14 protein-coding genes are annotated in these 12314 nt (G+C 68.4%); 10 read left to right on the forward strand and 4 right to left on the reverse strand.

Annotated features, from left to right (window positions below; translation table 11 throughout):
- Window positions 1-52 precede the first annotated feature (52 nt).
- Window positions 53-1279 carry a BaiN/RdsA family NAD(P)/FAD-dependent oxidoreductase gene (locus DLM85_RS05850; protein ID WP_111477114.1) on the forward strand — a complete coding sequence of 409 codons (1227 nt, stop codon included), beginning with the start codon at window positions 53-55 and terminating at the stop codon, window positions 1277-1279.
- Window positions 1280-1311: 32 nt separating this feature from the next.
- On the opposite strand, the gene DLM85_RS05855 is transcribed toward DLM85_RS05850, so the two are convergent.
- Window positions 1312-1566, reverse strand: a complete 255-nt coding sequence (locus tag DLM85_RS05855; RefSeq protein WP_133256929.1) for a hypothetical protein — start codon at window positions 1564-1566, stop codon at window positions 1312-1314.
- Between the two features lie 223 nt (window positions 1567-1789).
- On the opposite strand from DLM85_RS05855, the gene DLM85_RS05860 reads away from it, so the two are divergent.
- The gene (locus DLM85_RS05860; RefSeq protein WP_111477116.1) at window positions 1790-3241 is read left to right on the forward strand and encodes a diadenylate cyclase; all 1452 of its coding nucleotides are present in this window, start codon (window positions 1790-1792) and stop codon (window positions 3239-3241) included.
- A 112-nt stretch (window positions 3242-3353) separates the two neighbouring features.
- Here DLM85_RS05860 and DLM85_RS05865 read toward each other — a convergent pair whose 3' ends face one another.
- Together DLM85_RS05865 and DLM85_RS05870 are read right to left on the reverse strand one after the other, a co-directional pair.
- Window positions 3354-3713 carry a hypothetical protein gene (locus DLM85_RS05865; protein WP_207890960.1) on the reverse strand — a complete coding sequence of 120 codons (360 nt, stop codon included), beginning with the start codon at window positions 3711-3713 and terminating at the stop codon, window positions 3354-3356.
- A 142-nt stretch (window positions 3714-3855) separates the two neighbouring features.
- Window positions 3856-4854 (reverse strand): aldo/keto reductase, encoded by a 999-nt coding sequence (locus DLM85_RS05870; protein WP_207890961.1) that lies wholly within the window; start codon window positions 4852-4854, stop codon window positions 3856-3858.
- 238 nt (window positions 4855-5092) lie between these two features.
- On the opposite strand from DLM85_RS05870, the gene DLM85_RS05875 reads away from it, so the two are divergent.
- The 6 genes from DLM85_RS05875 (at window position 5093) to DLM85_RS05900 (ending at window position 8808) form a co-directional block, all read left to right on the forward strand.
- On the forward strand, window positions 5093-5605 hold the full coding sequence (locus DLM85_RS05875) for a DUF4112 domain-containing protein (protein ID WP_111477117.1): 513 nt from the start codon (window positions 5093-5095) through the stop codon (window positions 5603-5605).
- Window positions 5606-5673: 68 nt separating this feature from the next.
- On the forward strand, window positions 5674-6093 hold the full coding sequence (locus DLM85_RS05880; RefSeq protein WP_111477118.1) for a hypothetical protein: 420 nt from the start codon (window positions 5674-5676) through the stop codon (window positions 6091-6093).
- A gap of 56 nt (window positions 6094-6149) precedes the next feature.
- Entirely contained in the window at window positions 6150-6575 is a 426-nt protein-coding gene (locus tag DLM85_RS05885) for a hypothetical protein (RefSeq protein ID WP_111477119.1), read from the forward strand.
- A gap of 4 nt (window positions 6576-6579) precedes the next feature.
- Window positions 6580-7254: an SCO family protein gene (locus tag DLM85_RS05890; protein ID WP_111477120.1), complete on the forward strand. Its 675-nt coding sequence runs from the start codon at window positions 6580-6582 to the stop codon at window positions 7252-7254.
- A gap of 3 nt (window positions 7255-7257) precedes the next feature.
- Window positions 7258-7686: a c-type cytochrome gene (locus DLM85_RS05895; RefSeq protein WP_111477121.1), complete on the forward strand. Its 429-nt coding sequence runs from the start codon at window positions 7258-7260 to the stop codon at window positions 7684-7686.
- Window positions 7687-7770: 84 nt separating this feature from the next.
- Complete coding sequence (locus DLM85_RS05900) at window positions 7771-8808, forward strand: enhanced serine sensitivity protein SseB C-terminal domain-containing protein (RefSeq protein ID WP_111477122.1); 1038 nt, start codon at window positions 7771-7773, stop codon at window positions 8806-8808.
- A gap of 92 nt (window positions 8809-8900) precedes the next feature.
- Here the strand turns inward: DLM85_RS05900 and DLM85_RS05905 are convergent, their stop codons facing one another.
- A complete protein-coding gene (locus DLM85_RS05905; protein WP_111477123.1) occupies window positions 8901-9413 on the reverse strand; it encodes a DUF2062 domain-containing protein in 513 nt (170 codons plus the stop codon).
- A gap of 143 nt (window positions 9414-9556) precedes the next feature.
- On the opposite strand from DLM85_RS05905, the gene DLM85_RS05910 reads away from it, so the two are divergent.
- Together DLM85_RS05910 and DLM85_RS05915 are read left to right on the forward strand one after the other, a co-directional pair.
- Entirely contained in the window at window positions 9557-10585 is a 1029-nt protein-coding gene (locus tag DLM85_RS05910; protein ID WP_111477124.1) for a YihY/virulence factor BrkB family protein, read from the forward strand.
- Between the two features lie 228 nt (window positions 10586-10813).
- Entirely contained in the window at window positions 10814-12235 is a 1422-nt protein-coding gene (locus tag DLM85_RS05915; protein WP_165822023.1) for a DEAD/DEAH box helicase, read from the forward strand.
- Window positions 12236-12314 lie beyond the last annotated feature (79 nt).

Raw genomic sequence — 12314 nt, forward strand, 5'->3', positions numbered from 1 at the left:
TTGCGGCCTGGCTGCCGACTTTTCAGGCCGCGCCTGCCGATTGCCTTCACCCATGCACCACCCTACCGTAGCCATCATCGGCGGCGGGCCCGCGGGCCTGCTGGCGGCCCAGCATTTGGCCGAGGCCGGCGTGCCGGGCGTGGCCGTGTACGAGGCCCGGGCCACGCCGGGGCGCAAGTTTCTGGTGGCCGGGCACGGCGGCTTCAACCTCACCAACGGGGAGCCGGTGGCCGACTTTGGGCCGCGCTACGGCGGCCACCAGGCCGAGTTTGAGCAGTTCCTGGCCGCGTTCGGGCCAGCGGACCTGCGCCGCTGGGCCACCGAGCTGGGCATCACGACCTACGTGGGCAGCAGCGGGCGCGTGTTTCCGACGGAGGAGCACAAGCCGGCCCAGCTGCTGCGCGCCTGGCTGCAGCGGCTGGCCGCGCTGGGCGTGGCGGTGCACCCGCGGCAGCGCTGGCTGGGCTTCAGCGGCCCCCGCGGCCTGCGCCTGCGCGACGAGCCCAGCGGGGCAGAATACGAGCTGCGGCCCCGGGCCACGCTGCTGGCCCTGGGCGGGGCCAGCTGGGCTAAAACCGGCTCCGACGGCCGCTGGGCCGCCGTGCTCACGCGGGAAGCGGGCGTGCCCGTCGTGCCCTTCGAGCCCAGCAACTGTGGGGCGGAAGTGGCCTGGTCGGCTTTCTTGCGGGAAAAAGTGGGCCGCGCCCCGCTCAAGAACGTGGCCCTGCGCTGCGGCGACGCGCAGGTGCGCGGCGAAATCCTGCTCACGGACTACGGCCTGGAAGGCACGCCGGTGTACGCCCTCACGCCCGCCATCCGCCGGGCGCTGGGGGCCGGCGTGCCGGCCCCGCTCCTGCTCAACCTCAAGCCCGACCTGCCACCCGCAGAAGTGTTACGGCGCCTGCAGCAGCCCCGCCGCGGCCGCTCCCTGCCCGAGCACCTGCGGCAGACGCTGCGCCTGGGGCCGCCGGTGCCCACGCTGCTACGCGAGCTGGCGCCCGCCGCGGCCCTGGCCGAGCCGGCGCCGCTGGCCGCGCTGCTGCAGGCCCTGCCGCTGCCCGTCACCGGCCTGCGGCCGCTGGACGAAGCCATCAGCACGGCGGGCGGGGTGCCGTTTGCCGAGGTCGACGGGTGGCTGATGCTGCGGCGGCGGCCGGGCACCTTCGTGGCGGGCGAAATGCTGGACTGGGAGGCGCCTACGGGCGGCTACCTGCTGCAGGGCTGCTTCAGCACGGGGGCCTGGGCGGCGCGGGGCATCGAACAGTGGCTGCGGGGCTGAGCGGCCCACCGGACTCCGGCTTGGTCAACCGGTTACTCGTGCGGCTCGACTTCGTGCGCTTCGGCTTCGGCCAGGATGCGCCGGGCTTCCTGCAGCAGGCGGTAGCCGGGGCTGCGCTGCTCGCGCCAGAGCAGGGCCAGCAGCACCACGAAGGAGAGGCCGGGCAGCGTCAGGCCGAGGGCAAACCACAGCCAGAATGATCGTTCGTAGCTGTACGCGCAGTAGCCGGTGACCAGCGGCAGCCACAGCAACGCGCAAAGCGCCCCAACCATCAGATCAAACAGCATAGAACCCGGTAGAGCATCAGCTCTTTAGTCTAAGGTACGACGGCCGCCGCCCCGACGCAAGCCCGGCCGGCGCCGCAGGCTGCGGGCGGGCCGCGGGGCGGCAAAAAAAAAGAGCCGCCGCCCCGGGTTCGGGGCCGGTATGTACCTTCCGGCGCGGCTTTGCCGTATGGAAAGCCCGACAACCGGCGGTCCTCCCTAGGCCGGCGGGCCTCTTCTGCTCCGCATGTGGGATTATCAAAGTCTGTTTCGGGTTTCGGCCCAGCTGTTCGCCGAGGGCGTTTTCAACCTGCTCGACCGCAACCTGCGGCCGGAAGTGCTGCTGGTGGGCCTTGCGGCCGCCCGCGAAGCCGACGTGCCCGGTGCCGTGCGCGTGGAGCCGGCCACGCACCGCTACAAGCCCGCAACCTTTGCCCACGTGAAGGACCGCGCCGCGGCCCTGGAGCTGGATGGCGCCCGGGAGCTGGTGTACCACCTGCAGCACGACGACGAGGACCGGTTTGAGAAGCTGCGCTGGTACAGCATGCTGCGCCAGGCCGTGGAGCTGGAGCTGACGCCGCTGGCCGCCGAGGAGGGCAAAAAAGCGTTCTGCGCGCTGCCGGTTCTCATCAACGGCTACCTGATCATGACGGTGCTGCAGCTCTCCACGGAGGCGCTCAAGAGCTACTACCGCCTGCCCGGCGAGGTCACCCACGAGTCCAGGGCGCAGTCGTTGCTGCACGCGGTGGTGCGCGAGTTTCTGCTGGAGTGCAGCAAGGCCCTGCGCGGCTCCGACCTCGACCAGGAAGAAGACCGGCCCATTCTCGACCGCGACTACAACGAGCTGCTGCGCTCGGCGGCCCGGCGCTTCATGCAGGGGCCGGCCGGCGGCAACCACGGCCTCTACGACGCCTGCAACGGCGTGGCCGGCCTGCGCCACGAGGGCTCCGAGGTGCACGGCACCATGCTCATCGCCCGGCGCAACCACCCGGCCGTGGTGCCGGTGCTCACGCTGGAGGCTCCGGTGCCGCTGCGCGACCATCGCAGCATCCGCAAGCTCCTGGAGATGAGCGAGGACCGCACCTCCCTGGTTTCCGACGCGGCCCACGTGTTTGGGCTGGGCTACCTGGCCGAGCCCACCGACCCGCTGTACGAGCCGCTGTTTACGGTGCGCTTCACCACCCACCACAACTGGGAGCTGAGCTACGCCGACCACATGATGATGCGCGTGGTATCGGGCACGCCGCGGCTGCCGAAGGGGCGCATCAACGAGCAGGCCTTTGCCGACACGGTGCGCCGCCTCTGGCCCGACCTGCACGACGCGGCCGTGGCCAACCTCTGGGAGCTGACCATGCAGGCCACCAACCAGACCCACGGCACCATCCTGGTGGTATCGGACAACGCCGGGCTGGAGGCCCAGCGCCTGACGCGGCAGAGCTTCCGGGTGGCGCCGCGCTACATGACGCCCTCGGTGCTGCGCCTGGTCACCAACATCGACGGGGCGGTGCTCATCGACCCGCAGGGCACCTGCTTCGCCATCGGCGCCATCCTCGACGGGCTGGCCACCGAAAAGGGCGACTCTTCGCGCGGCTCCCGCTACAACTCGGCCGTGCGCTACGTCGAATCGGCCCGTTACGCTACGCTGGCGGTGGTGGTGAGCGAAGACGGCTGGATTGACCTGCTGCCGTCGAAGAAGTAAATCCGAAGCGTCCTGTAACACGACAAAGGGCCGGCAAACCATGTGGTTTGCCGGCCCTTGCGGAACCTGCACCAGGGCCCGGCGCGGCTGAACGACGCGCCGGGACTTCAGGTTATTTCTGCTGCTCGGTGGGCTCGGCCAGCAGTTCGCCCACGTCGACGCTGTCACCGGCATCCCCTACTTCGGTGGTGACGCGGGTCACGGCGAAGGAGCCGGGGCCGGTCTGGATGACGGCAAACTGGCTGTAGGACGTGCCCGACGAGGTGTAAGGCGCGGCCTCAATCGACTGGTTGTTGACGGCTACCGTGGCCGTGATTTTGGTGACCAGGCAGACGCCGCGGCCGCCGGCCGTCCACTGCCCGTTGCCCGACATATTGTAGTTGTCGTCGCTGCAGAAGAACGTGGGATACGTAACGGTGCCCGAAACGGCGTAGGGCGTGGAATTGGTGATGTGAACGGGAGGGTAAGCCATGACTGGTATGGTGTGGGGGTTAGCGGCCGGAAGACCATTTTCCGGCCGCCACAAACCTGCGCCACCTTCGCTTACCGAACGCGGGCATAAATACCCGATTTGGCTTGCCCGTAGAAATACGGCCCAGCCCGGCGACCGGTCCCTACCGGTTCACGGCCTGCATCATTTCGGCCGGGTAGCGGGGCCCGGCGGCGGCGCCTTTCGGGGCTATTTCGTCGAGCTGGCGCAGGTCGTCGGCCGTGAGCGAGACCTGCAGGGCGCCCAGGTTTTCTTCGAGGTAGGCCACGCGCTTGGTGCCGGGGATGGGCACGAGGTCGTCGCCCTGGGCCAGCACCCAGGCCAGGGCCAGCTGCCCGGGCGTGCAGTTTTTCTGTTGGGCCAGCTCGTTGATGCGGGCCACCAGGTCGAGGTTTTTCTGAAAGTTCTCGCCCTGGAAGCGCGGGGTGAAGCGGCGGTAGTCGTCGGGCGCAAGGTCCTCAAACTGCTTGATCTGGCCGGTGAGGAAGCCGCGGCCCAGCGGGGAGTACGGCACGAAGCCGATGCCCAGCTCGCGTACCGTCGGCAGCACGCCGTCTTCCGGGTCGCGGCTCCAGAGCGAGTACTCCGACTGCAGGGCGGTGATGGGGTGCACCGCGTGGGCCCGGCGAATGGTGTCGGGGCCGGCTTCCGACAGGCCCAGGAAGCGCACTTTGCCCTCCTTCACCAGCTCGCTCATGGCCCCCACGGTTTCTTCGATGGGCGTATTGGGGTCGACGCGGTGCTGGTAGTAGAGGTCGATGTGGTCGGTGCCGAGGCGCCGGAGCGAGCCTTCCACCGACTGACGCACGTACTCGGGCCGGCCGTTGATGCCGCGCTTGGTGGGGTCGTTCGGGTCGCGCACGATGCCGAACTTGGTGGCAATGACAACCTGCTGGCGGCGGTCGTGCAGGGCCCGGCCCACCAGCTCCTCGTTTTTGTAGGGGCCGTACATGTCGGCCGTGTCGAAGAAGGTGAGGCCCAGCTCGGTGGCGCGGTGAATGGTGCGGATGCTTTCCTGGTCGTCGCGGCCGGCGTAGAAATCGGACATGCCCATGCAGCCCAGGCCGAGGGCCGAAACCTGCAGGCCCTGGCGGCCGAGGGTGCGCGTTGGGATAGTGCTCATGCGAAAAGGTGTTTGGAGAAGGATGGATGGAACAACGGCAGACAACCGCGCCGGCGGGCAAATTGATTGGCCGGTTCCGAAAAAACAGTAGCTCCGCGGAGCTGTCACAATTGTCCCTGTCACATTTTTAAAATGTGACAAGGACAATTGTGACAGCCACTCAGGCCTGCGGCGTAGCCGCTACCTATACCGCACGCGCTGGTTTGCGTAGAATTCTCAACCTCCTCTCTACTACCCCATGGAAACCGCTCTGCCCAACAAATACAGCCGCCTGCGCTCCACCCTCAGCCCGGCCGAAACCGATGCCCGCCTGCGCTGGGTCGACCACGTGGCGCAGCTGATGGACAGCCAGTTCCGGCTGCCCGGCACCAACTTCCGCTTCGGCCTCGACCCGCTGCTGGGCCTTATCCCGGTGGTGGGCGAGCTGGGCACCTTCGCCGTTTCGGCGGCCCTGGTGCTGACGATGGTGCGCCACGGGGCCTCGCGTAAGGTGGTGGTGCTGATGGTGCTCAACATCCTGCTCGACACCGTGGTGGGCAGCATCCCGGTCATCGGCAACCTCTTCGACTTCGCCTACAAGAGCAACGAGCGGAACGTGCGCCTGCTGCGCCGCCACTACGGCGAGGCCCGCTACCAGGGCAGCGGCAACGGCCTCATTCTGCTGGTGGTGCTGGCGCTGCTGGGCATTCTGGTGCTGGTGGGCTGGGCCAGCTACGAGCTGTTCCGCTGGGCCTGGGCGTATTTTCAGTAGGGCAACGCTCATCCCTGCCTCGTGGCCGCGTCGGCAGGTGGTTGCCGCGCCGCTACACTACGTTTTCGATGAAGGTGCTACTGGCGTTGCTTTTTGCGGGCCTCCTCTACTACTCGTTTTTTCGGCTGCCTCGTTACGTTAGCCGCGGGGCCCTCATTGGTGGCTCCCTGCTGATGCTGCTGGTGATGGTGCTGGGCGTGGCAGTGGCTGTTCGCTGGCTGAACGCCTCCCTGTCGCCCGGGTTAGGACAAGCCCTGTCCCTGCTCCAAACTGCGCTTGTGCTAACGCTAATGAATCAAGTCAGCCACTATATGGTCGATTACCAGCTAAGGTGGCACGAGGAAAACAATGCGGGAAATAGGCACCGCTTTCCCCTCAGCGTACTCATCGACTATCAACGGGGCATCAAAACAACCTTTACTGTTTTCTGGCTAGTGGGAGCAGCAATGCTTGCGTTCGGCATATTGACCGGGCCCCAGCCTGGCTAGCCCGTAGTACGAGCCCGACAACAACGTTCCGGCGTTTGGGGGCTACCTTTGCGGGCGTGAATACCCACCGTAGTACCCTGAGCGGGTGGCAGGCGCTGCCCTTACTGGCCTTGCTGCTCGCGCCCGGCTGCCTGCAGCTGCAGAGCGACCAGGAGCAGCAAGGCTTCGTCGAGGAAAAAGTGCTGAAGCGCCACGACGAGCTGATGGCCCGGATGGACGAGCTGTACCAGCTGCGCCAGCAGCTCGCGAAGCGCCCCGACTCGGCCGCCACCGCCCCGCGCCGCCGAGCCCTGCTCGCCGCCGATGCGGGCATGATGGCCTGGATGCACCAGTACCGCAAGCCCGCCGACACCACCCGGCACGAGGTGGCCATGGCCTACCTGAACCGCCAGTTCAAGCGCATCGACTCGGTGGGCGTGCTGATGGAGCGTAACATTGACTCGGCCCGCGCGGAGCTGTCTGCCGCCCCGGTCGCCCCCTGATTCCATGTCCCGACAAGCTTTCTTCCGCCCGCTGCTGGGGCTGGCCTGCGCCGCCCTGCTGCTGCCCGCCTGCCGCCCCGGCGGCAGCCCCGACACCGCCGACCGGCCCCTGCCCACGCTGGGCTTTCCCACCGTCGTGGCCCCCGGCGACACGCTGTTTCCGCGCATTCCCACCTTCAGCGTGCTCAACCAGGACAGCGTCGTGGTCACGCCGGCCACCTTCGCCGGCAAGGTGTACATCGCCGATTTCTTTTTCGCCACCTGCCCCAGCATCTGCCCCAAGATGCAGAGCCAGATGCTGCGCGTGTACGAGAAGTACAAGGATGACCCGCGCGTCGGCTTCCTGTCCCACACCATCGACCCGGCGCACGACACGCTGCCGGTGCTGCGCGACTACGCCCAGCGCCTGGGCGTGCCCACGGCCAAGCAGTGGCACTTCGTGACGGCCCCGCGCGACACCATTTTCCGCCTCGCCGGCCAGTACATGGTGGCCGCCCAGCGCGACAGCACCGCCCCCGGCGGGGCCGTGCACAGCGGCGCCTTCGTGCTGGTGGACCCGCAGCGCCACATCCGCGGCCAGTACGACGGGGTGAACGAGAAGGAAGTGGACCGGCTGCTGGAAGAGCTGCCGCGCCTGCTGAAGGAACTGGGCCCTGCCCCCGCCACGGCCCGTAAGTAACCGATGGCCGCCGTGGTTTCCCTGACGCTGCGCACAGCGGCCGCGCTGCTGGCCGGCGCGGCCGTGCTATCCGCCTGCTTCACCGACCGGCAAAACGAGGGCCAGCGCCTCTACGCCACGCACTGCGCCAGCTGCCACGGCGCGCAGGGCGAGGGCCTGCGCCGCCTGATGCCCCCGCTGGCCGGCTCCGACTACCTGCGCCGGCACCGCGACGAGCTGCCCTGCCTGATCCGGCGCGGGCAGAAGGGGCTAATCGTCGTCAACGGCGTAACCTACGACCAGGTGATGCCCGCCCACGAGGACCTGACCGACTCGCAGATAACCAACCTGCTGAACTACGTGCACAACGCCTGGGGCAACCAGGGGGCCAAGCACACCATCCGGGAGGTCAGCCAGCTGCTGGAGGCCTGCCAGGGCTCCGACGGGCGCTAAGCCGGCCGCCCGGGCTTTCCGGGTTTTTCGGCTGGTGGTTCGGCCAAACATCCGTAGTTTGCATCTTCATCCGCTTATTGCCTCATGGGTCTGTTTGACTTTCTAAAGAAAAAGGACGAGCCGGCTGCTACGCCGCCCGTTGCCCCCCAGCCTGCTGCCCCCGCCCCCACCGAAGGCAGCCCCGCCGCCGCCCAACCCGCCCCGGCCAAGCCCGAAGGCGGCCCGCGCTACCAGCGCCCGGCCTTCGCCGCGAAAAGCGCCGCCGATATTCAGCCCTCCTTCTCGTCGCAGGCGCCGGCCATGCCGCCCATGCCCGAGCCGCAGCCCATGCTGCCGCCCTTCGAGCCCAGCAACAGCCTGGAGCAGGTGCTGCTGCTGGCCGCCCAGGATCCGCAGTACCGCCTGGCCTTCTACCACGAGCTGATGCAGGCCGAGCTCTTCGTGCTCACCAACGCGCCCGAGGGTGCCGAGGCCGGCGAAGTAACCGTGGCCGAAGGCACCGAAGTGCAGCTGCACGTGCTCCACGACGGCCGCCTGCCCATCTTCTCCTCCGAGGACCGCATCTTCGAAGGCGGCGCCCAGCGCGGCGAGGTGTCGTACCTGCGCGTGCCGGCCCCGGGCTTCTTCCAGATGACCCAGGGCGCCGAGTGCGTGCTGAACCCCTTCTCGCCCTTCGGCAAGCTGCTGGTGGCCCCCGAAATCGAGGACATGGTCACCGGCCGCATCTTCGCCCAGCCCGAGGAAGGCCAGGAAGGCGGCCCGCAGGCCCAGCTGCTGCCCATGCCCGAGCCGCCCGAGGGCCTGGCCACGGCCCTGCGCGCCTTCTGCGCCCAGCACCCGCACATCATGACGGCCTACCTGGCCCAGGTGCAGATTGAGGGCGAAGAAGCCCCGTCGCGCCTGCTGCTGGCCTTCAACGTGGAAGGCGAAGACATGGACTTCCTGCAGGAAATGGGTCCGGCCATTCAGGAGCACCTCGACCAGACGGCCATCGACGTGGCCCGCCTCAGCCCCGACCCGAACGAGCCGCTGACGGCTTTCTTCACCCAGCAGGAGCCCGTGTACCTGCGCGCCGACCTGGCCGCCACGGCCGAGGACGCCGACGAGGACACCCTGGCCTAAGCTTCGGCCCTGGCTGCCCGGCTACTGACAGCAAAAACCCCGCGCCATTGAGTTGACGCGGGGTTTTTCGCGGTTAATCCGGCAACTGAATATCAGGCCTCAGCAGCCTGGGCAGCCTGCCGCCGCGCCACGCGCCGAAACAGGGGCAGCAGCAGAAAGTAGAGCACCAGTACCACCGGCACCGAGCCCAGCAGCCAGAGCAGCAGCGCCCCGGCCTCGGCCCGCCAGAACAGTTGCAGGGCGGCCTGCCAGTCGTGGCGAAGCAGGTACTGGAGGCGCTCCAGGGTCAGGTTGTGGGTGGCCCCGCCCAGCAGCTGGGCGCCGTAGCGCAGCAGGGGGAGCAAAATCAGCAGCTGCACCGGGCTCATCAGGTGGCTCACCAGCAGCAGGGCGCCCACGTTCAGGCGCAGCCACACGGCCACGGCCGTGCCCAGCACGGTGGTTACGCCCAGCAGCGGCACCAGCCCGAACGCGGCGCCCAGGGCCACGGTGAGGGCCAGCTGCCGGGGCGAGAGGCCCTTGCGCAGCTGCCCGAGCAGGGGCTCGACGAGACGGCGGCGGAAAAATCCGGGTTGGGGCGGGGCGGCGGCGGAGTCAGTCGACATCTATTCAGCAGGGGCCGCGCGAGGGCCCGGCGGTTGGAGCAGTGGCTAGCCCGGATAACTGAGCGGGGCCGCACCGCGTTTCACTCAACACTTTTACGGCCGGCCGGGTTAGGCCGGTCACGTCCCGTTCGTCGGGGTTCGGCATGACAAAAGTACGCCCCACCGGCCGGCTGCACCACCGCTGGCTTGATTTCTTTACGCTGCTGCGCCGCGCCGCCCGCGAGCTGTCGGCCCACGACCCGCTGCGGCTGGGCGCGGCCACGGCGTTTTTCACCACGTTTGCCCTGCCGCCCATCCTGATCCTGTTTATCAGCGTGCTCGGGGCCATTTACCCGGCTTCGCAGGTGCGGGCGCTGCTGCTGGAAAAAGTGGCCGACCTGATCAGCAGCACCGGGGCCGATTTGCTGGCCCAGATTGTGACCAACGTAACCAACGTGCAGCGCAGCCACTGGGTGACGGCCGCCGGCTTCGGCTTTCTGCTGTTCGTGGCCACCACGCTGTTCGTGGTCATTCAGAACTCGCTGAACGAGCTGTGGCAGGTGCGCCCGAAGCGCCAGACCGGCCGTTTCGGGCGGGTGCTGCGCGAGCGGGCCCGCTCCGGGGCGGCCCTGCTGGGCACGGCCGCGCTGGCCGTGGCCGCCATCCTGACCGATTCCATCCTGCACGTGTTCGGCGAAATGGTCACCGATTTCGACGCGACACTCGTGCTCATCCTCGTGCAGCTGCTCAACAACGTGGTGTCGCTGCTGATTCTGACGGCGTGGTTTGCCCTGGCCTTCCGCAACCTCAGCCACGCCCACGTGCCCCGGGCGGCGCTCTGGCGCGGGGCCCTGCTCACGGGCCTGCTGTTCGAGCTGGGCGAGCGGGTGCTGCACCTGCTGCTGGTGCCGCGCAACCTCGGCCCGATTTACGGCCCGGCCTCCAGCATCGTGCTGCTGCTGCTGTTCGTGTTCTACTCGGCCATGATGTTCTACTTCGGCGCCAGCTTCACCAAAGTCTACGCCCAGTACAGCGGCCAGCCGCTGCGCCCCAAGCCCTCGGGCGTGCGCTACCGCCTGGTGAACGTGCCCGAGCTGGCCGCGACCGAAGAACCCGCCGCCGGGGCGCGCCACCGCCGCGCGACCGTAAGCCGGTTGCAGCGGGCCGTGCGCGGGCTGCATTTTCCGCACTAAGCCGGCCGCCGCGCCGGAATGCGGCTGGTTTGCCCCGGGCGCTGGCAGGCGGAGGGTGCAGCCGGGCCGTAGGCGGGGAATTTTTGACTTGCGCCAACCCGCGCTGCTGAAATGAAAATCATCCGCTGCCCGTCGTTCAACGACAGCGGTAGGACGGCGCGGAGCCGTCCTACCGCTTTGCCCGGGCGGCCTTTCGTACCTTCGCGGTCTGCTTTTCGTTTTTTGATAATGTCCGATACCTCCGCCACGCCCGCTCCCGCCGCTGCCCCCGCCCCCGATTTCACCGCCCTCGGGCTTAGCGAGCCGCTGCTGCAGGCCCTGGCGGAGCTGCGCTACACCCAGCCCACTGCCATTCAGGAGCAGGTAATTCCGCTGGTGCTGGCCGGGCAGGACATTGCCGGGCAGGCCCCCACCGGCTCGGGCAAAACGGCTGCCTACGGCCTGCCCCTGCTCCAGCAAATCGACGTGACGCAGGAAGCGGTGCAGGCCCTGGTGCTGGTGCCGGCCCGCGAGCTGGCCCTGCAGGTGCGCGACGAGCTGAAGCGTCTCGGCAAGTTTCTGCCCAACCTGCGCGTGGCGGCCTTCTACGGCGGGCACAGCTTCCAGGAAGAAACCAAGAGCCTCAAGCAGGCCCCGCACGTGGTGGTGGCCACGCCCGGCCGCCTGTTCGACCACCTCGACCGCCGCACGATTATTCCGAATAAGCTGCAGATGCTGGTCATCGACGAGACGGACAAGCTGCTGGAGCTGAAGTTTCAGGAGGCGCTGGCCAACATCGTGCAGCGCCTACCGCGCCGCCGCCAGACCCTGCTGTTCTCGGCCACCATGCCCGACAAAGTGCTGGAGCTGGTGCGCAAAAACCTCACCCGCCCCCGCCACGTGCAGGCCGATGCCCAGGCCGACGCCTTGCCCGAGTCGCTGACCCTGCTGGGCCACGTGGGTACCACCGAGAAGAAGCCGGCCGCGCTGTTTCACATCCTGCAAAAGCCCGAAACCGGCCGCACGCTGGTGTTCTGCAACACCCGCCAGCGCTGCGAGGAGCTGGCCCGCTTCCTCACCAGCCGCGGGCTGGCCGCCGTGGCCCTGCACGGCAAGCTGCCCCAGCCCGAGCGCGACAAAGCCCTGCTGAAGCTGCGCAACGGCTCGGCCCTGGCCCTGGTGGCCACCGACGTAGCCGCCCGCGGCATCGACGTGACGGACCTCGACACGGTTATCCAGTTCGAAGTGCCCGAAAAGGCCGATACCTTCCAGCACCGGGCGGGCCGCACGGCCCGCGCCGGGGCCGCCGGCACGGCCCACATCCTGGCCACGCCCGCCGAACAGGCCCTGGTGCTGCGCTGGGCCGTGGCCAAGGAAATCAAGTGGAAGCCGCTGCACGCTCCTGCCCTGCCGCCGGCCGCCAAAACGCCCAAGCCCACTACCGTGACGCTGCACGTTTCGGCCGGGCGCAAGGAGAAAGTCAGTGCCCACGACCTGGTGGGGGCGCTGGTGAACGTGGCCGGCCTGGAGCGCGAGGCCATCGGCCGCATCGAGGTGTTCGACCACTACAGCTACATCACCGTGCCCCGCGAGGCCGGCCGCGCCGTGCAGGACAGCATGGCCGGCGCCCGCATCAAGGGCCAGAAAGTGCGCGTGACGGAGGTTCGGTAGAATTTCCGAGGAGAGGGTACCGCCCGGCTGCGCGATGAACTCTGCGCAGTCGGGCCGTAGTTGTTTACCGCCATTCCCC

The sequence above is a fragment of the Hymenobacter edaphi genome, from assembly GCF_003258365.1.
Lineage (GTDB): Bacteria > Bacteroidota > Bacteroidia > Cytophagales > Hymenobacteraceae > Solirubrum > Solirubrum edaphi.

Excerpts from the sequence above, each read along its gene's own strand:
- DLM85_RS05890 (WP_111477120.1), top strand. The coding sequence starts at position 6,580 with ATGTCCCGACAAGCTTTCTTCCGCCCGCTGCTGGGGCTGGCCTGCGCC.
- DLM85_RS05905 (WP_111477123.1), bottom strand. The coding sequence starts at position 9,413 with ATGTCGACTGACTCCGCCGCCGCCCCGCCCCAACCCGGATTTTTCCGC.
- DLM85_RS05855 (WP_133256929.1), bottom strand. The coding sequence starts at position 1,566 with ATGCTGTTTGATCTGATGGTTGGGGCGCTTTGCGCGTTGCTGTGGCTG.
- DLM85_RS05850 (WP_111477114.1), top strand. The coding sequence starts at position 53 with ATGCACCACCCTACCGTAGCCATCATCGGCGGCGGGCCCGCGGGCCTG.
- DLM85_RS05870 (WP_207890961.1), bottom strand. The coding sequence starts at position 4,854 with ATGAGCACTATCCCAACGCGCACCCTCGGCCGCCAGGGCCTGCAGGTT.
- DLM85_RS05900 (WP_111477122.1), top strand. The coding sequence starts at position 7,771 with ATGGGTCTGTTTGACTTTCTAAAGAAAAAGGACGAGCCGGCTGCTACG.
- DLM85_RS05875 (WP_111477117.1), top strand. The coding sequence starts at position 5,093 with ATGGAAACCGCTCTGCCCAACAAATACAGCCGCCTGCGCTCCACCCTC.
- DLM85_RS05880 (WP_111477118.1), top strand. The coding sequence starts at position 5,674 with ATGAAGGTGCTACTGGCGTTGCTTTTTGCGGGCCTCCTCTACTACTCG.
- DLM85_RS05865 (WP_207890960.1), bottom strand. The coding sequence starts at position 3,713 with ATGGCTTACCCTCCCGTTCACATCACCAATTCCACGCCCTACGCCGTT.
- DLM85_RS05895 (WP_111477121.1), top strand. The coding sequence starts at position 7,258 with ATGGCCGCCGTGGTTTCCCTGACGCTGCGCACAGCGGCCGCGCTGCTG.
- DLM85_RS05860 (WP_111477116.1), top strand. The coding sequence starts at position 1,790 with ATGTGGGATTATCAAAGTCTGTTTCGGGTTTCGGCCCAGCTGTTCGCC.
- DLM85_RS05915 (WP_165822023.1), top strand. The coding sequence starts at position 10,814 with ATGTCCGATACCTCCGCCACGCCCGCTCCCGCCGCTGCCCCCGCCCCC.
- DLM85_RS05910 (WP_111477124.1), top strand. The coding sequence starts at position 9,557 with ATGACAAAAGTACGCCCCACCGGCCGGCTGCACCACCGCTGGCTTGAT.